Raw genomic sequence first — 15568 nt, forward strand, 5'->3', positions numbered from 1 at the left:
GAGCTGGTGACCGAAGCCTGGGACTGGCACCGCGAGCTCACCGACACCGAGAAGCGCTCCGCCTGGGCGGTGGGTCTGGACGTCAACATGGCCTTCCTCGCCGCCGCCGGCCGCCTCACCCTGCCGCTGGGCCCGCCCGTGCACGTGGTCAACCCGGTCTTCGACCCGAAGATCCCGGGCTCGTGGCTGGTCGACCTGTCCGGCCTCGACACGAACCCGCTGCTCCCCAGCCCGTTCACCGCGGACGGCTCCCGCCCGACCGGGCCGGCCTGGTACTCCACGGTGAAGGTCGCGTACGCGGTGGAGCTGGGCGCCCGCCCGCAGCCGCTGGAGGGCTGGCTCCGCCATGAGCACGGTCCGTACCTCGACCCGTGGCACAAGCGCCTGCGCCAGGCGTACGTCGACACCATGGCAGCCCTCGGCGTGCCGCTCACCCTCGCCGACCGCGACCCGGTCGCGTTCCTGGACGCCATGGCTGCCATCAAGACCACCGGCGACCCGGCCGAACTCGCGGTGCTCACCGCGATCAAGCAGACCGCCAAGGGCACCATCGGCAAGATGCGCGAACGCCCGCGCGGCCACGGCTACAAGCCGGGCGAGCGCTGGGCCGCCCTGGAGCGGTCGACCTGGGACCCGCTGATGCGTGCCCTGGTCATCGACACCGCCACCGTCAACCTTCACCGCAAGCTCCGCAAGATGGCCGGCGACACCGGCCTGCGCTGCTTCGCGGTGCTGTCCGACTGCGCGGTGTTCGCCTCACCCGGCCCCGGCGTCCTGGACGTCCTCACCAAGGCCGACGGCACCCTCACCACGTCGCTGCGCCTCGGCGTCAGCCCGGGGATGGTGAAGTTCGAGGGCTCCCGGCCGATGCCGGAGATCGCCGAGCTGCTCGCCGACGACGCGAACCCGGCCCGGCACATCAAGACCGGCGGCATCGTCTCCGCCGACGAGTAGCCAGCGCCCCGGCCGGGCCCGCACCGCACAACCCATCAGCAGCGGGCCGCCAGGACTGGCGGCCCGGAACAGGGAGGGACCCATGCAGCACGACCCGCGCGCCGAGCAGCTCGCCGTCGCCTACTGGAACCACACCCGGACGGGTTCGGCCGCCTGGATCCGCCTGAAGCCGGAGATCCGGGCCGAGCTGACCGAGCAGGCCGACACCTGGCTGCGCGCCGCGCAGGCCGCGGGCATCGTGGCGCCGCCCGCCGCGCCGAGCGAGGACCACACCGCCCTGTGGCTGGACGACCAGGGCGGCGTGTGGAACGACGTCCCGACCAGCGACGGCGACGACCTGGCGCTGCCGCTGGTGACCGCCCGCGAGGAAGCCGTCTCCCGCCGCGACCTCGAAGACCGCGGCCACCGCCTCACCCTCATCGGCTGGACCCGCTGAACCCCGGCCGCCCGGCACCTGGCCGCCGGGCGGCCCCACCACCGCCACCACCATGGAAGGAGACCTACGTTGGGCGAGATCGACGAGGGCCTGGAGCGCGCCGAGCGCACCCGCCCGATCCCGCAGTCCACCGCTGCCCGGATGCGGTTCCTGCTCAAGGGCGCCAAGGGCTCCACCAGGAAGCTCGCCCAGGACCTCGGCGTCAGCCAGCGCACCGTGCAGCGCTGGCTCAAGGGCCAGGGCGCCCCGAAGCCAGCCGCAGCGAAGGCCATCGAGCAGAAGGTCCGCGCCGGCTGGCAGCCGCGGGTCAAGCAGCGGGTGCGCCGCGACGCCGAGAAGAACGGCTTCGTGCTGCACATCCAGGCGGCCTTCGGCTACAGCTCGGCCGCCGGCTCCACCGACGACCCGCGCCAGCGCACCATCACGCAGAAGATGCCCGGCTCCGTCGCCCAGCGGCTCTACGCGGCCCGGGACGCCGGAGCCGGCCAGGCCGAGCAGGAGCGGATCCTCGCCGAGGGCCTGCGCGAGGAGTACTTCAAGGACGGCGGCCGCCGCGCCCGCGGCCTGGACGTCGAGCTCAACGACGTCGCCTGGATGGACGTCGAGCTGTAGACCACGTGCACGGCGCTGGCACTTCCCGAACTCCCTGGAGAACGTCTTGAGCTCGCCATACCTGGTTGACGGTCAGCCCGTGTACGCGCCCGCCGCCACCGGCACCCGCAGGGTGCTGCACTTGGCCGTCGTAGTCGGCGGCAGTACGGCACTGTGGGCGGGCTGCGGCCGGGCGGCACGCCTGGACGAGGACGGGCTTCTGTTCGTCGACGAGGTCGGCGCTGTCCGGCTGTGCGCCGCGTTGGGGTGCACTGGCCGGCCGTGGAACCTGGGCCGCGGCGCACGACCGGCACCCCGCTGACCACCTCGCAGCGACCCCGTGTCGCCGAAACAAGGCTCCGGCCGCCCTGATAAAGGCGGCCGGAGCCTTTTTATGAACCACTTGACCGAATCCCCGAAATACGAATGGACGAAATTCATGAACGAGCAGCACACCCCCGGCGACGGCGAGCAGCTGTTCCACGTCCCGGTGCACCACGACCAGAACGGCGCCCTTGTCGTCCCGGCCGATGCCGTCACCGGCCTGCTGCGCTGCGTCGCCGCCGTCTGGGACGAGTGGGCGCAGCACGGGGTGCCCGGCATGGACCCGGTGACCACCGGCGGCCTGTGCGGGGTGCTGGCCGCCCTCGCCGACCAGCTGGACATCCAGTGCATCGCCAAGGCCGGCCAGGACTGACACCGGAAGAAGTCGCCGTCCACGGCAAACGCTTTTGCAGAGCCGCCCAGTAACGGTCTCGCAGGGAAGAAGGGCCCACCCCCGCAGGTGGGCCCTTTCGCATACCCCGACGAAGGAGCCCTTGATGCCGACGCTGCACTACGCCCCCGCCGCCACCCGCACCCTGCACTGCCTTCAACGGGGCCGGCGGGCCGACTTGTTGAAGCTGCGCCGGGTACGCCGCGCGCTCGACCAGCTCGCCGCCGACCCCCGCCACCCCGGCCTGCGCACCCACCGCTACCACGCCCTGCCCGGCCACGCCCACCGCCGCGTCTTCGATTCCTACTTGGAGACCAGCGCCGACGCCTGGCGGATCTACTAGACCTGGGGCCCGGACGCCGACGCCAGCCGTGGGGAGCCGGACGACCAGGACGACGCGGTGCTCACCGTGCTGCTGATCGGCCCGCACCGCTGACCGCCCGCTACCCGGCCCGCAGCCGGATCGTTGACCCGGCATGGGTGCCTTGAACGACCGGACCGATGCGCTGACCGACATCGTGTGCCAGCTGGCCGGGCGGGTGACGGCGCACGGCTGGTTGCCGTCCGCCGCCACCGACACGCTCGGCGGCGTCGACGCACTGCTTCACCTCCCTGGCCGGCTCGGCCCCGAGGCCGCGGCCGTACTGGAGTCGGCACTCGTCGCCACCGCCCGGGTGCGCGCCCTGCTCGCCGACGGCACCCTCCCGGCCGCGCCGCCGGCCCGGCGCCGCTGGCAGGACGGGCCGCAGCCCGGCGACCGCCCCGAGGACTGGGCCGAACGCGACCCGGCGACCGCCGAGCGGCTCTGGTTCGAGGAGTAACAGGCCCGCGGCTGGAGATGACCGGCACGGGCCGGGAGTGAGTGCCGCCGGTGCCCTGTCCACAGGCGCAGCGCCTGACGATTCACCAACGGGCCCGTACCCGGCCCGCACCACCAACGGAGGGGAAGATCATCGTGCCGAAGGTCCTGGAGGAGCGCGGCGGCCACCTGCCGCACCGCGACTACATCGCCCGAGTCGTCACTGAGCTGGAGGCGATTCGGCGCGGTCCCAACAGCTGGTGGCTGGAGGGAGAAGACCCCGCCGGCGTTCCCGCGCTGCAAGCCGTCCTGGGCTGGGGTGCCGGGAACCACAACCCGCACGGCGACCCGGACGCCTCCGACGCCGACTTCCTGCTCGCCGTGAACTGGGACAGCACCAACGGCTGGTCGTACGTCTTCGAGCGCGAATCCGACTCCGACGCCTACCCGCCGATGGAGCTGGATGTCCCCGTCGCCTCCGACCCGGCTGGCCTGGCCCGTGCCCTGGAGTACGTGATGGACGGCGAGACCGCCGGCCGGATGCCCCAGCCGGTCCGCTGGGAGGGTGCCGAACGCCTGGAGCAGGCGGTCCGGGCCTGGCGGACCGGCAGCTGACACCAGCAAGAGGGAAGCCGTCGCCGATGGCATGTTCGCGGCCGAAAGACCCAGGTCAAAGCCCTGGCTACCAGCCGATCGGCGGGTCTAGCATTCCCGCCACGGCGGCCCCACCACGGCACCACCGGGCCGCCGAGCAGAGCAGCCGCGCCACCCCGGCGCTGCTGGCCTCCCACCGGCCGGCTCCTGCGGACCACCCCCCTGTCTCCCCGGGACCCGGCCGCGCTGCGCCCCGCCGAGGCCGTCGGTCAGGACGGTCGTCGGGAGCGGGCAGCGTGCTGCATCTCGGCCTCCCTCAGGTGCCGGCGTCCGGCGGCGAGCTCGCGGGACCGGACGTCGGCGACCGAACGCGCGACGATCTCGGCGGCGACCGTGCCTTTGGGCGGCCAGCTGTTCTCAGCGTGAGCGTCGGCCAGGCGCTCGGCGATCAGGTCTGTGAGCTCCGCCATCCTGCCCCTGATCTCGACTACCGCCCGCACCGGCAGCACCAGGCCGCTGTCCCACACGTGGGACAGCTCCGGCCCGGCCTCCTGCCGGACCGTGCCGTCGAGCTAGGGGGACCCGCCCTGCAGGACCCGAATCCAGCGGCGGGCTTCGGTGCGTGCTCTGTAGGCCGTTTCGGCGAGCCGGATCAGTTCAGTGAGTGGTTCCCTGTCGTCGATGCGGTAGTAGCGGGACAGCGTCCAGCTCAGGGTCGCCAAGATCTCGCGGCTGGGAAGGCTTGCACCGCTGGCGTACCGCCTCAGCCAGGCCTCGGAACCCACCGAGCCCAGGTCCACACCGCGCTGCTCCAGTGTCGTGAGATAGGTGGCGAAGCGGAGTGCGAAGGCGACCTGTTCCGGAACGGGCGGCACCGTCACTCGCGGCGCCCGGGCCCGAGGAACGTCACGCTGCCGCTCCGCGAGCGCGCCCCTCATCTGCTCCAATCGTCGCTGCGCATGGCGGAAGTCGATGGGGTCCCAGGAACTGAGGGCACTTGCTCGACCCAGGAGTCGTACGAGGAACTCCGCTTTGGGCAGGGTCCCGCCGAGGGCCCGGTAGATGGTCGAGCGCGGGAGCTGCACGCGCTCGGCGAGCCCGGCGACCGGGAGCCCTGTACTCGCTACCACCTCGCGGAGCAGGTGGACGAAGGCGATCATCCTCGGGTCGTCGGTCTGGAGAGGCTTCCGGCGTGCTGGCATGGCGACAGGCTAGATATCCGCGACGACCTGGCTCATCGTCACAGGTCAGGGCATCCTGCCAAGCTGATGTCCCATGACGAAATTTTGCCCGTCGCGTGTCCGCTAACGTTGAACTGACGGCATGGGCCGCCGCCAGAAAAGGCGACGGCCCCCTGCGCCAACAGGGAGCCGTCATCGTCATGTCCGACAGCGCCTCACAAGGGAGCAACCATCAGCACCTACTCCGAGACTACGGGGAAAACCACTACGAAGGAAGCCGAGAACCGCAGCGTGCAGCGGCAGCAGCGCGCGCGGATGCTGCGTAGCATCCGCCGAACGGCCCTCCTCGGACTCGTCCGCGGAGCCGCCACCGCAGCGGGTACCGCCCTCATCGGCGCCGTCGTCCTCCTCATCCAGAGGTGACCGACGCGGGTGCGCCCGACACCCGGGCGCACCCGTCTCCATCTACCGATAGACGTCTGCCGGTCTGGCCCGCTGTACCAGGCCGAGGGCTACGCCCCGGCGTGCCGGCCGGCGTCCACGGCTTGGTCGAGGTGGTGGTACTGCTGCTGGCTGGCGCCTTCGACGCGGTCCGCTCGGTCACCGCCGAGTGGCAGCACGCGCCCGCCCAGCGCACCGCCATCCCGGGCCGGGCGGCGTGCACCCTGGTGCCCGCCGTCCCGCTCGAACTCCGCGACGACTGGGCCGCCGAGGCCCGACGGTGACTAGGGCGCGCCGGACAGCGCGGCGCTCACCGTGTTGCTGATCGGCCCGCACCACTAACGACCGCTTCCGCCGCAGGGCCCGTGACGGTCGAAGCCAGGAGCAAGTGGGATTTACCCACTTGCCCGAAGTGGGTACGGTGGGGCTACCGACAACGAACCGCCCCTCCTCCCCTCCGGATCCCAATCCGGGAGTGGGGGCCACCGGAAGTTCAGGGACCCCTATGACGATCATGCAGAGTGAGGAGTTCGAGACAGTCGCCGAGACCGAAGTCGACAGCCGCGGCCGGGTGTCCCTCGGCCGGGCCGGCGCCAAGCCCGGCCGCCGCTACCGGGTGGAGTCCAACCCGGACGGCGTCCTGCTGCTGACCCCCGTCGTCTCCATCCCAGAGCGGGAGATGCAGGTGTGGACCGACCCGCTGCTCGCCGAGCGCATCCGCGCCGGCATCGAGCAGGCGCAGCGGGGCGAGACCGTCGATCTCGGCGACTTCTCGAAGTACCTCGACCAGGAAGACGAGGACGAGGACTAGGACACGGTGTACGTTCTGCGATTCACCGAAGACGCCGCCGAGACGCTCCGGCGCCTGGCGGCCGGCCCCAAGGCCGACCCGGTCAAGCTGAGGAAGGTCCGCAAGGCCCTCGCCCTGCTCCAGACCGACCCGCGCTACCCCGGCCTGCACTCCCACCAGTACGAGGCCTTCCCCGGGCACGCCGCGGAGAAGGTCTGGGACTCCTATGTGGAGAACCACAACCCGTCGGCCTGGCGGATCTACTGGATGTACGGGCCGGACGAGAAGACCGACCAGGGCGAGCCGGTCTCGGTCATCACGGTGCTGGTGATCGGCCCGCACCTGTAGGCCCTGCGTTCGGCGGGGTCGGATCCCAACCAACGGACCCGGCCCCGCCGATGGCATGTTCGCGGCCGAAAAAACCCAGGTCAAAGCCCTGGCCACCCGCCGACCAGCGGGTCTAGCATTCCCGCCACGGCGGCCCCACCACAGCACCACCGGGCCGCCGAGCAGAGCAGCCGCGCCGTGACCCCGGTGCTGCTGGCCTCCCACCGGCCGGGTCCCGCGGGCCATCCCCTGTCTCCCGGTGCCCGGCCGCGCTGCGCTCCTGCCTCGGACGCCCGCCCATTCGTGGCGCCTGTTCCGCAGGGACGGCTGCGGTCGCGCAATTCCCTTGCGCCGGGACCTGCATGTAGTGGTTATATGTCACGCATACCACTACATGTTGTGTGTTGCGGTTCCGTTTTTTGCCCTCGGGGGCCGCGACCACGCCTGCGCTCCGTCGGAAGGACACCTGCTCAGTGGGATTGAAAGACCAGATCAACCAGGCCCTCTCGGATCTCGTCGGCCACGACTGGCAGGTCACCCAGGGCACCGTCGTGCCGAAGACCGAGAACATTGTGTTGAAGAACGGCGCGCGGGAGCTGGACGCCGTCTACCTCTACGCCGACATGATGGGCTCCACCAAGCTGGTCACCGAGTTCCCTCCGGGGACGGCGGCGAAGGTGATGCGCGCCTTCCTCGCGACCGCCTGCCGCATCATCCGCAGCCATGACGGCCACATCCGCAGCTTCGACGGCGACCGCGTCATGGGGATCTTCGTCGGTGAGCGCAAGAACTCCCGCGCGGTCCAGGCCGCCATGGAGATCAAGTACGCCACCGACAACTTCGTCCGCCCGGCCCTGGAACGCAAGCTGCCCTCCCTGGTCACCAAGGGCTTTGCCCTTAGCCACGTCTGCGGCGTCGCGTCCGGGAAGGTCTTCATCGCGCGCGCCGGCATCCGCGACCACAACGACCTGATCTCGGTCGGCCAGGCCGCCAACATCGCGGCCAAGCTCAGCGACATCCGGGAGACGCCCCAGAAACGCACCTACATCACCAAGGCCGTCTTCGACACCATGGCGAACGACGTGCAGGTCTCCTCCGATGGCAGGCCGATGTGGGAGGAGAGCGTCCAGACCGTCAACGGGACGCGCACCACGGTCTACCGCTCCGGCTGGGGCTGGGTGATCTCGTGACTACCGACGCCGACGCGGTGGAGACCGCGTGGAAGATCCACGCGGCCGTGGCCGACTGGACCGGCAAGGTCGACGCGAAGGCGTCCTTCGCGCTCACCCTGGAGACCGCCGTGCTTGTGGCGATCGGCGCGCTCCTCAACGCCGGCGACCGGCTGCGGCACCTCTCCGGCTTCTGGGCGAACCTGTTCTTCTGGCCGGGGGCGGCCTGCATCGGGATCGCCGCGCTGTACGCCATCGCCGTCGTCTCGCCGAACATCCGCAAGCGCGCCATGCCGACCGAGGCGGCCGAGAACTTCGTCTTCTTCGGGCACCTCAAGCAGTGGAACACGGACGACCTGGCCGAGGCGCTGAGGACCAAGGACCCGCTGCCTGTCCTGACCCGCCAGCTCGTCGTCATGAGCCAGATCGCCTGGACGAAGCACGTCCGTGTCCGCTTGTCCTTCAACTGGGCGGTCGCCGGATCGGCGCTGCTCGCCCTCGCCTTCGTGGCCGCCTGAGCAGACCGGCCGAGCCGGGTACGGGATTGTGGCCCCGCAGACCACTGTGAGGCCGCTACCGTCGACACCACAGGGCCCGGCCCGGCGCCGGGAGATGCCGACAGGGAGAGGGGTTGGTGGGATGAGCCCCCAGCCCGCCGAACGAGGGGGCGGCCGTCTCGGACTGCCGCCGATGGACACCGTCCAGGAACTGCGAGCCGCGCTGCGGGCCGGCTACGGCTTCCCCGGCGACGCCGAGCGCCTGGACGCCGAACTCGCCGAGCAGCTGCTGCGCCGCGTGTCGGTCGACCAGGTCGACCAGGTCCCCGCCGTCGTGGACCTGGTCGCGGTCGCCGAGATCGTCGCCGCCTACCGCGGCCGCGTGCTGCTCGCCGCCGACCCGGAGACGTCCGACGCCGTCGACCAGGCCGTCGCCGACCTGCTGGCGCGGCAGGGCGCCGAGTGACCGACCAGCACCAGCAGCCGGACCCGGCAGTCGCCGTGGTCACCGACCGCGCCGCCCGGCGCGCCAAGGAGCTCGGCGCCACCAAGGCACTGGAAGCGCTGCGCGCCCAACTCGCACACCGGCCGCGGCTCGGCCAGCCGATCCGCACCGTCACCGAGGGCGGCCGGCAGGTCGAGCTGTACTCCACCCGGATCGAGGGCGACCGGGCCGAAGGCCGGCCCGCGCTCAACGTCGTGCACGCCTACGCCCCCGCCCCGCCCTGGCCGCCGACCGTACGGATCGCAGCCGTCGTCCCCGAAGACCCGCCCCACCCCGCGCCATGGCCGCCCGATCGGGTGAAGCGGCCCCGAGGCGCAGCCCCGCCGGGTGCCCGGCCTCACATCCTGGACATCGGCAACAGCGACGACCGGAGGGAGCCGAAGGTGGCCGGCCGCGAGCGCGCGCACGTTGCCCAGCTGGCCAGGACCGACGTCCCGTCCGCAGCCCAGGCGCGGGGTGACAGACTGCCAGCCATGAGTGATCAAAACGGCCATCCGCCCCGACGCCCGTTGGCCCAGCCGTTCTCACACGCGAGCGCCGCTGCCGACGAACCGCTCGCCGAACGGCTGCTCCCGGCCGAGCGTCTCAGCTCGCCGTTCTCCGCCCCGACCGCCTCCGAGGCCGAGTCCGGCCAGGTCCTCCCGCAAGGCGGCCGGCGACGCCTCGGCCCCGGCGGCCTCACCGCCCAGGCCCCGGCCTGACCGAGGCCGACCCGAATCAGGCCGACCGCCCAGGAGCCGGCGCTCACATCGATCGGACGGCCCGCTCGCAGCGCGGGCAGACGTGCACGGCGTACTCGGGCGGGTACCAGCGCGAGCCCGGACCGGACGGCCGCCACGGGTCGACGACCATGCTCGCGGTCTCGATCCCGCAGGCCGTCACCGGCAGCGGGTCACCGGGCACGTCCGGGTCGGAGCCGGCGGCGTGCGCGACCAGGAGGTCCGGCTGCTGCGGTTGCTCGATCACCACGAGAACGCCCACCAGCCCACCCTCCGCCGACGCCGGACACCACCGCACCCGGTGACCGGCCAACAGAGCACCGAACGGCCCGGTGAGTTCCGTCCCGCACACCCGGGGAGTTTCGCCCCGCCGAACTCCCCACCGCAGGTCAGCGCACCAGTACACCCCCGCCCCACGACCGTGCCGCACCCGCTTCGCCGCCGCCACCGAAGTACGGCACGGCCCCGGGACAACCCGGCGGGGCCGTGCCGCAGCCCCCCTTGTCCCCGCCCACCGGGCCCTGACTATTGCCCCGCCACCGGATGCGAGGCGAAACCCGCCCGGCACGCCGACCTCGGCGGCTACGATCCCGGAATGGACAGCGCCCCGCCGACCGCCGCCACCGACCAACCGGCCGACGACGCGGGCCAAGCCCCGCAGTGCGCCCGCCCCGGCTGCCCCAACCCGGCGCCGAAGGGCCCCACCGGACGCCCGAAGCAGTACTGCTCGCGCTCGTGCCGAAGCAAGATCGACCGCCTCAAGGCCAAGGCCCGCGCAGCGGCAGCCGAGGACACCGCACCCAGCCCCACCGCAGCACCACGCAGCGCCGCACCCGCCACCCCCGCAACACCGGCCGAGACCGACGACGACCTCGCCCGCTTGGGCCAGGACGGCCAGCACCTCCTCGGCATCGCCGACGCGCTGCGCCGCCGCCTGACCCGCTTCCTGGAGGAGACCGCCGCCGGCGATCCGGCCGACGCGTTCGCGGAACTGGCCCGGGTACTGCCCGCCTACGGCACCCGCGCCTACATGGCCGCACAGGAGATCCGGGACAAGGCCCGCTGGCCTCACCTGAGCGCGCACGAGCGCGTCGTCGCCCGCTCCCGCGAGCGGATCGACCGCTGGGGCCTCGACGGCCCGGACGACGACGGCGCCGCCCCGGAGGAGACAAACGCCCCGCGGGGCGAAACTCCCGCCCCCGCTGCGACCGCCCCCGCTGCGACCGCCCCCGTTGTGACCGCCCCTGCGACCGAGGCGGCCGCCGAGGAGGCGCCGGCCCGGCAGTCGGCGGCCGACGTCGCCGAGCAGGCCCGCCGTACCGCCTGCACCGACCCGGAGACCCGCTTCGACTTCCCCGACCTCCTGGACGACCTGGAGGTCACCCTCGGCCCCGGCTGGGAACTCGGCTCCTGGCTCACCCCCGACGCCAAGGGCGTCCTCCAGCTGCGCCACCACAGCACGCCGGTCGGCTGGACCGCGCTTCTGCCCGACGGACCGTGGGGCCAGGCCGGCTGGATCGCCCTCCTCCACCAGCCGCGCGGCACCGCCCGGCTCCTCGTCGACCACTTCTCCCGCCCCAAGACCCACCCCAGCTCCGATCTGGCGCTGGACGCCATCCTGCGCGCCCACCGGCCCACCGGGCCGACCCCGATCCGCTGACCGGTCCTCACCAGGGCGCGGGGCCGCCGTGGTGGTGCCGGGCGATCGCCTCCAGCAGGGCCTGCCGTGCCCCCCACAGCCGGCCTTGCTCGGCGGCCAGGGCGTCGGTCGCCCACCCCGGCAACGGCCGCCCCAGTGCCGCCGCCCCCAGTGCCTCTTCAAGCGCGGTGGCGGCCTTCTTCCACTCCTCCAGCTGCCGGACCAGACCCCGCACCAGGACGTCGACGGCCCGGCCCGGGTCCCGCCCGTCCTGCCGGGCCTCCTGGCCGGCCTCGCCGAGGACGTCCTCGTCCAGGTCCTCGAACACCTCCGCCCACCGCTCGGCCACCAGCCGCCGATGCTCCGCCAGCACACGCTGCAGATCCGCCTCGACCGACTCCTGGGCCCACGGCAATGGCGACCGCGACGACTGGACACCCACAGCGGCCAAAGCCCGGCCGGCACCCGGCCCCAGCCCAAGACCGCGCCGCGCACGGGACGAAGAAGTACTGCTCACCCCCGCTCCAACGCCGCCGGACCCGCGTTCGTCACCCCGGCCGCCAACCCGCAGCGCAAGACCGGCCGACCGCGGCCCGCGTCGAGCCGCCCGCACGAGGTACCGCCCACAGCCCGCCCCGGGGTAACGTCCGGCGCGCTACCCGAAACGCCGTCACGGCGCGCGCACGGGCCGGCGAGGCGAAAGAGCTGGCCACAGATCCCCGGGTGTCTCCCCGGGGATCCCCCCGGGTGCTGCCCCGGGGGGCTCTCCTCACCAAGGTTCCGACATCCGCCCAGGTCATCCCCAAGATTCTGGCCCACCCGGTGCTGCCGACAACCCTCTCCCTTCCCTTCTTTGAGCTGTTGGTGGTTGGTGGTGCAGTTGGGTAGGGCGGGCTCGGGTTCACCGCCGGGTCCAGTGCTGCCCTACCCCGCTCCAGAGCCGCTGTGGCTCTCCCCCTTCCCGGCCGGGGCGGCCGGGCGCCTCCCGGTGGTCGGCGCGCAGCGGGAGCGGGCGGCGTTGGCGGGGACGGGCGGCGGCCGGGCGATGTCGGTGGTGTGAGGTAGAGAGGCAGGACGATCATCACCACGGGGAGCAGCATGGACGACCACGACGACCAGGACGAGCAGCAGCCCGGTGGCCCGAGCCGCCCCGGTCGGGTGCACTTCCGCCGCTCCGCCCGCAACCCCAACGGCTCGACCGCCCCGCTGCGCGCCGACGTCCTGGCGGCGCTGGGCGTGCTGAAGATCGCCACCTACAAGCAGTTGCACGCCCTGATCGCCGCCGACGAGTACCGCGCCCACCACCGCGTCGAGCACGTGGCCGAAGCGGTCCGGGACCTGGAGAAGCACAAGCTGGTCGACGTCCGCGGCGCCACCTCGCCGCCGGGCCGCCGACCCGCACCCAAGACCGCCCCGGCCTCTGCCGACGGGGACGCGAAGCCGAAGCCGGGCGGGCCCGGAGCGGAGAAGATCGTCGGCCTCACCCCGCTCGGCCTGGCCGCCGCCGCCGAAGCACTCGGCGACGACCGCGACATGGGCGGCCACGCCCGCGGCGCCGGCCTCACCGGCGCCCCGCACGCCATGCTCGTCAACGAGCTCATCATCACCGCCGTCACCGGCACCACCACCCACGGCGCCCCACCCCGCACCGACAACCGCCAGGCACCCCCGCGCCGCGCCCTGCCCACCGGCCCGCTGCCCGGCGGCATCGAAGCCTGGGCCACCGAGACACCCCACACCATCACCGGCAAGTTCAACGTCATCCCCGACGCCGTCGTCCGCCTGCCCGAGATCGGCATCCCGGTCCTCTTCCTGGAGCTCGACCGGGGCACCATGACCGACATCCGCAAGGTCGCCGGCAAGCTCGACAACTACAAGCGCTACTTCGACCGCACCGTCCAGGACGGCGGCCAGGAGCGCCTGGAGGTCGAGGTCCGCTACAACGCACCCGAGCCCGAGTACGGCTACAGCCACCGCCGCACCGTCCGCCCGCCTGTCCTGTTCGTCCTGGACCAGGGCACCAGGGGCAGCCGCCCCCGCTACAGCCCCGAGGCCCTGGAACAGCGCCTGAAAGGCCTGCGCGACGCCACCAGCGAGCACTGGCAGGGCTGGGCGGGCGAGCAGGAAGGCGTCACGTACGCCACCTTCCACGGCAAGATCCCCGTGCTCGGCACCACCGTCGAGCGCCTGCGCGAACACGGCTGGCAAGGACCCACCTGGTGGCGCTTCGGCCGGCCCGGCTGGCACTCCCTCACCGACGCCCTCAACGACGAACCCGACTGGGACCTGATCGACCAGCGCCGCCAAGAACGCGAGGGCCAGGAGAAAGCCGAGGAACGGCGGGCCAAGAAGGCCGAGCAGGATGCCGCCGACGCCAGGTACCGCGCCCAGCTGCTCGCCGCCCGCGCCCACAACGACCGGCTGCACCCCTGCTACACCTGCCAGGGCCCGCTCGGCGGCGCCCACGACTCCGGCCACGAACTGGTCGAGAACGCCGAGCCGGACCGCCTGGAATGCCCGGCCTGCCTCGCTGACCGCCGAGCCCGCAACGGCCGCCCGATCGTCCTCGACCTCCCCTCCCCCCGCGACCTCAAGAAGGCCGGCAAAAACGGCCCGCCCGCCAGCGACCCGTGGTGGACCGTCCGGCTCATCCACGCCCAGCGCTGGCCCAAAGCGAAGCGGGACTCCGGAAACGTTCCTGAGCTTTGGTCCAACGCCCGCGCATAAGCCTTTCTAACTATCCATACTCTGATGAAGTTGAAATCAATTTCATCGATCGAGGCGGAAAGTCTTTCTCGCGATGCTCCCCCCTTGTCTATTCGATGAGATTTCCATCGGCGTTGGCATCGGCAAAAGTGAATGCCGATCTGATGCGAGAAAGAGATATCTGAGGGCACTTCTGCAAATGATTCGATCGATGGTTCGATTAGTAATACAATCAGACCTGTGATAATCGAACTGAGGTTCGCCAGGTCTGTCGTTACCGGCCCGTGGCCGGGGCGTTGGGCGTCAGGCAAGCCACCGCCGGGAACCAGTCGCCGTGCAAGCGGCGGTACCGTGGGGACCGGAGCGAGACGCCCCAGCAGTCGGCTGTTGTCCGAGGGCTTCATCCTGACGTCCCTGCAGAAGCCGGCCGTGCCGGGCAAACTCCGACGAAGCCCCCGGCCACTGATTCTGGCCGGGGGCTTCACGGTGCAGGCGAAGCATCGTCCGCCGGATGGCTTCACACCATCGGGCTGGCGGCTGGCTGCCGTCAGCCGAGCTGACCGTCAGAGACGGAGCAGCTCAATGATCACCCCCGCGACTGTGCTGGCAGCCGTGACAGCTCCAGCGTTGCGCCGGAGCCACTTGCCGAGCATGGCCAGGAAGTGATTCACGCGCCCCATAGCTGACCTCTCACTCAACGGCCGGAACAGATGCCGGCCAGACGGTGAGGTGAGGTGTCGACTGCGGAGCAGCGCCCACAACGCTAGACCGAGATCGCGCTGACCATCGCCGCCCTAGACACAATGTGCATGGGACGAATCGCCATAAAAGCCGCACCATCTCTAACAGCCGGAACATTTAGTCAACTCTGGCCATTTAGGTCTAGTCAGATAAGGCCATGCTGAAGCTAGATAAGCGCGACTTGGGACTAGTTCTATCGGGCCATGCATGTTGCCCACCGGTGCGCCGCCAGTTTGACAGCAAGGAGGCATCTCGGCCGACAAAGAAAGACGCGAGGAAGGGCCTTAATCGGGTGAGCGCAGAGGGAATCGCGGACGAGTAAAAAGAGGCGCTGGGAAATGATTGGCTGGCCCGGGCTATGGAGCCTAGAACCCCAGATGCACAGGGGAGTTTTGGCAAGGTTTTCCAACAGAGCAAGACTGATACACTATCGCCGTTGCCTACCCTTCGGGGGTGGCGCACCCCGGTAGGCGCCCTCGCTTCAGCATCATGGTTTAGACCAATTCGGTGGGAGTGAAGTCGACCCGCACGCGCCCCCGAACGTCCACCCCTGCCCCTAGTCAGCCTGCCGTGAGTTCAACCAAAATCCCAGCTCAACCATGTAAACGAGCATCAGCCCGCCGGCACCATGGAGCGAAGCGGAGTGGTGCCAGGCCCGAGCGGAGCCGGGCCGACCTGACCGAAGGTCAGGTCACGGACACGCGGAGCGGGTCCGCCAGCCGTCCGAAGGACGGCCGCGAAACGGAAGGCCGAAGGCCTGGAGG

General features: G+C 71.5%; 21 protein-coding genes and 1 pseudogene. 18 read left to right on the forward strand and 4 right to left on the reverse strand.

What is annotated here, in order from left to right:
* The 8 genes and pseudogenes from ACFVVA_RS41160 to ACFVVA_RS41195 form a co-directional block, all read left to right on the forward strand.
* Positions 1–954, forward strand: a pseudogene (locus tag ACFVVA_RS41160) (transcriptional regulator); the annotation flags it as partial.
* An 82-nt stretch (positions 955–1036) separates the two neighbouring features.
* On the forward strand, positions 1037–1390 hold the full coding sequence (locus ACFVVA_RS41165; RefSeq protein WP_387695820.1) for a hypothetical protein: 354 nt from the start codon (positions 1037–1039) through the stop codon (positions 1388–1390).
* 69 nt (positions 1391–1459) lie between these two features.
* Positions 1460–2002 carry a telomere-protecting terminal protein Tpg gene (tpg, locus tag ACFVVA_RS41170; protein ID WP_387695821.1) on the forward strand — a complete coding sequence of 181 codons (543 nt, stop codon included), beginning with the start codon at positions 1460–1462 and terminating at the stop codon, positions 2000–2002.
* Between the two features lie 79 nt (positions 2003–2081).
* Positions 2082–2303, forward strand: a complete 222-nt coding sequence (locus ACFVVA_RS41175; RefSeq protein ID WP_387695822.1) for a hypothetical protein — start codon at positions 2082–2084, stop codon at positions 2301–2303.
* Positions 2304–2420: 117 nt separating this feature from the next.
* The gene (locus ACFVVA_RS41180) at positions 2421–2678 is read left to right on the forward strand and encodes a DUF6213 family protein (protein WP_387695823.1); all 258 of its coding nucleotides are present in this window, start codon (positions 2421–2423) and stop codon (positions 2676–2678) included.
* Positions 2679–2802: 124 nt separating this feature from the next.
* Positions 2803–3039, forward strand: a complete 237-nt coding sequence (locus ACFVVA_RS41185; RefSeq protein ID WP_387695825.1) for a hypothetical protein — start codon at positions 2803–2805, stop codon at positions 3037–3039.
* Between the two features lie 133 nt (positions 3040–3172).
* Complete coding sequence (locus ACFVVA_RS41190; RefSeq protein WP_387695826.1) at positions 3173–3517, forward strand: hypothetical protein; 345 nt, start codon at positions 3173–3175, stop codon at positions 3515–3517.
* A gap of 134 nt (positions 3518–3651) precedes the next feature.
* Positions 3652–4110: a hypothetical protein gene (locus ACFVVA_RS41195; RefSeq protein ID WP_387695827.1), complete on the forward strand. Its 459-nt coding sequence runs from the start codon at positions 3652–3654 to the stop codon at positions 4108–4110.
* A gap of 248 nt (positions 4111–4358) precedes the next feature.
* On the opposite strand, the gene ACFVVA_RS41200 is transcribed toward ACFVVA_RS41195, so the two are convergent.
* The gene (locus ACFVVA_RS41200; protein WP_387695829.1) at positions 4359–4559 is read right to left on the reverse strand and encodes a hypothetical protein; all 201 of its coding nucleotides are present in this window, start codon (positions 4557–4559) and stop codon (positions 4359–4361) included.
* A gap of 102 nt (positions 4560–4661) precedes the next feature.
* Positions 4662–5249: a hypothetical protein gene (locus tag ACFVVA_RS41205; protein WP_387695831.1), complete on the reverse strand. Its 588-nt coding sequence runs from the start codon at positions 5247–5249 to the stop codon at positions 4662–4664.
* 566 nt (positions 5250–5815) lie between these two features.
* On the opposite strand from ACFVVA_RS41205, the gene ACFVVA_RS41210 reads away from it, so the two are divergent.
* The 7 genes from ACFVVA_RS41210 (at position 5816) to ACFVVA_RS41240 (ending at position 9700) form a co-directional block, all read left to right on the forward strand.
* Positions 5816–5995 (forward strand): hypothetical protein, encoded by a 180-nt coding sequence (locus tag ACFVVA_RS41210; RefSeq protein WP_387695832.1) that lies wholly within the window; start codon positions 5816–5818, stop codon positions 5993–5995.
* Between the two features lie 221 nt (positions 5996–6216).
* Positions 6217–6522 (forward strand): hypothetical protein, encoded by a 306-nt coding sequence (locus ACFVVA_RS41215; protein ID WP_387695833.1) that lies wholly within the window; start codon positions 6217–6219, stop codon positions 6520–6522.
* A 6-nt stretch (positions 6523–6528) separates the two neighbouring features.
* Positions 6529–6849 carry a hypothetical protein gene (locus ACFVVA_RS41220; RefSeq protein WP_387695834.1) on the forward strand — a complete coding sequence of 107 codons (321 nt, stop codon included), beginning with the start codon at positions 6529–6531 and terminating at the stop codon, positions 6847–6849.
* 452 nt (positions 6850–7301) lie between these two features.
* Positions 7302–8018 (forward strand): adenylate/guanylate cyclase domain-containing protein, encoded by a 717-nt coding sequence (locus tag ACFVVA_RS41225; RefSeq protein WP_387695835.1) that lies wholly within the window; start codon positions 7302–7304, stop codon positions 8016–8018.
* Entirely contained in the window at positions 8015–8515 is a 501-nt protein-coding gene (locus ACFVVA_RS41230; RefSeq protein ID WP_387695836.1) for a Pycsar system effector family protein, read from the forward strand. Before ACFVVA_RS41225 ends, ACFVVA_RS41230 begins: the two co-directional genes overlap by 4 nt.
* A 121-nt stretch (positions 8516–8636) precedes the next feature.
* Positions 8637–8960, forward strand: coding sequence for a hypothetical protein (locus tag ACFVVA_RS41235; protein WP_387695837.1), 324 nt, complete (start codon positions 8637–8639; stop codon positions 8958–8960).
* Complete coding sequence (locus ACFVVA_RS41240; protein ID WP_387695838.1) at positions 8957–9700, forward strand: hypothetical protein; 744 nt, start codon at positions 8957–8959, stop codon at positions 9698–9700. Before ACFVVA_RS41235 ends, ACFVVA_RS41240 begins: the two co-directional genes overlap by 4 nt.
* A gap of 43 nt (positions 9701–9743) precedes the next feature.
* Here ACFVVA_RS41240 and ACFVVA_RS41245 read toward each other — a convergent pair whose 3' ends face one another.
* Complete coding sequence (locus ACFVVA_RS41245) at positions 9744–9980, reverse strand: hypothetical protein (protein ID WP_387695839.1); 237 nt, start codon at positions 9978–9980, stop codon at positions 9744–9746.
* Positions 9981–10313: 333 nt separating this feature from the next.
* On the opposite strand from ACFVVA_RS41245, the gene ACFVVA_RS41250 reads away from it, so the two are divergent.
* Entirely contained in the window at positions 10314–11378 is a 1065-nt protein-coding gene (locus ACFVVA_RS41250) for a hypothetical protein (RefSeq protein WP_387695841.1), read from the forward strand.
* Positions 11379–11385: 7 nt separating this feature from the next.
* Here ACFVVA_RS41250 and ACFVVA_RS41255 read toward each other — a convergent pair whose 3' ends face one another.
* The gene (locus tag ACFVVA_RS41255) at positions 11386–11730 is read right to left on the reverse strand and encodes a hypothetical protein (protein WP_387695843.1); all 345 of its coding nucleotides are present in this window, start codon (positions 11728–11730) and stop codon (positions 11386–11388) included.
* Between the two features lie 543 nt (positions 11731–12273).
* Here ACFVVA_RS41255 and ACFVVA_RS41260 point away from each other — a divergent pair.
* Positions 12274–12417, forward strand: coding sequence for a hypothetical protein (locus ACFVVA_RS41260; protein ID WP_387695844.1), 144 nt, complete (start codon positions 12274–12276; stop codon positions 12415–12417).
* Positions 12418–12455: 38 nt separating this feature from the next.
* Complete coding sequence (locus tag ACFVVA_RS41265; protein WP_387695845.1) at positions 12456–14084, forward strand: replication-relaxation family protein; 1629 nt, start codon at positions 12456–12458, stop codon at positions 14082–14084.
* Positions 14085–15568 lie beyond the last annotated feature (1484 nt).

It is taken from the genome of Kitasatospora sp. NPDC058048, assembly GCF_042885555.1.
GTDB lineage: Bacteria > Actinomycetota > Actinomycetes > Streptomycetales > Streptomycetaceae > Kitasatospora > Kitasatospora lactacystinica.

Bases quoted from the DNA above. Each gene is read 5' to 3' on its own strand.
- ACFVVA_RS41165 (WP_387695820.1), top strand. From the start codon at position 1,037: ATGCAGCACGACCCGCGCGCCGAGCAGCTCGCCGTCGCCTACTGGAAC.
- ACFVVA_RS41180 (WP_387695823.1), top strand. From the start codon at position 2,421: ATGAACGAGCAGCACACCCCCGGCGACGGCGAGCAGCTGTTCCACGTC.
- ACFVVA_RS41185 (WP_387695825.1), top strand. From the start codon at position 2,803: ATGCCGACGCTGCACTACGCCCCCGCCGCCACCCGCACCCTGCACTGC.
- ACFVVA_RS41190 (WP_387695826.1), top strand. From the start codon at position 3,173: ATGGGTGCCTTGAACGACCGGACCGATGCGCTGACCGACATCGTGTGC.
- ACFVVA_RS41200 (WP_387695829.1), bottom strand. From the start codon at position 4,559: ATGGCGGAGCTCACAGACCTGATCGCCGAGCGCCTGGCCGACGCTCAC.
- ACFVVA_RS41205 (WP_387695831.1), bottom strand. From the start codon at position 5,249: ATGATCGCCTTCGTCCACCTGCTCCGCGAGGTGGTAGCGAGTACAGGG.
- ACFVVA_RS41215 (WP_387695833.1), top strand. From the start codon at position 6,217: ATGACGATCATGCAGAGTGAGGAGTTCGAGACAGTCGCCGAGACCGAA.
- ACFVVA_RS41235 (WP_387695837.1), top strand. From the start codon at position 8,637: ATGAGCCCCCAGCCCGCCGAACGAGGGGGCGGCCGTCTCGGACTGCCG.
- ACFVVA_RS41250 (WP_387695841.1), top strand. From the start codon at position 10,314: ATGGACAGCGCCCCGCCGACCGCCGCCACCGACCAACCGGCCGACGAC.
- ACFVVA_RS41265 (WP_387695845.1), top strand. From the start codon at position 12,456: ATGGACGACCACGACGACCAGGACGAGCAGCAGCCCGGTGGCCCGAGC.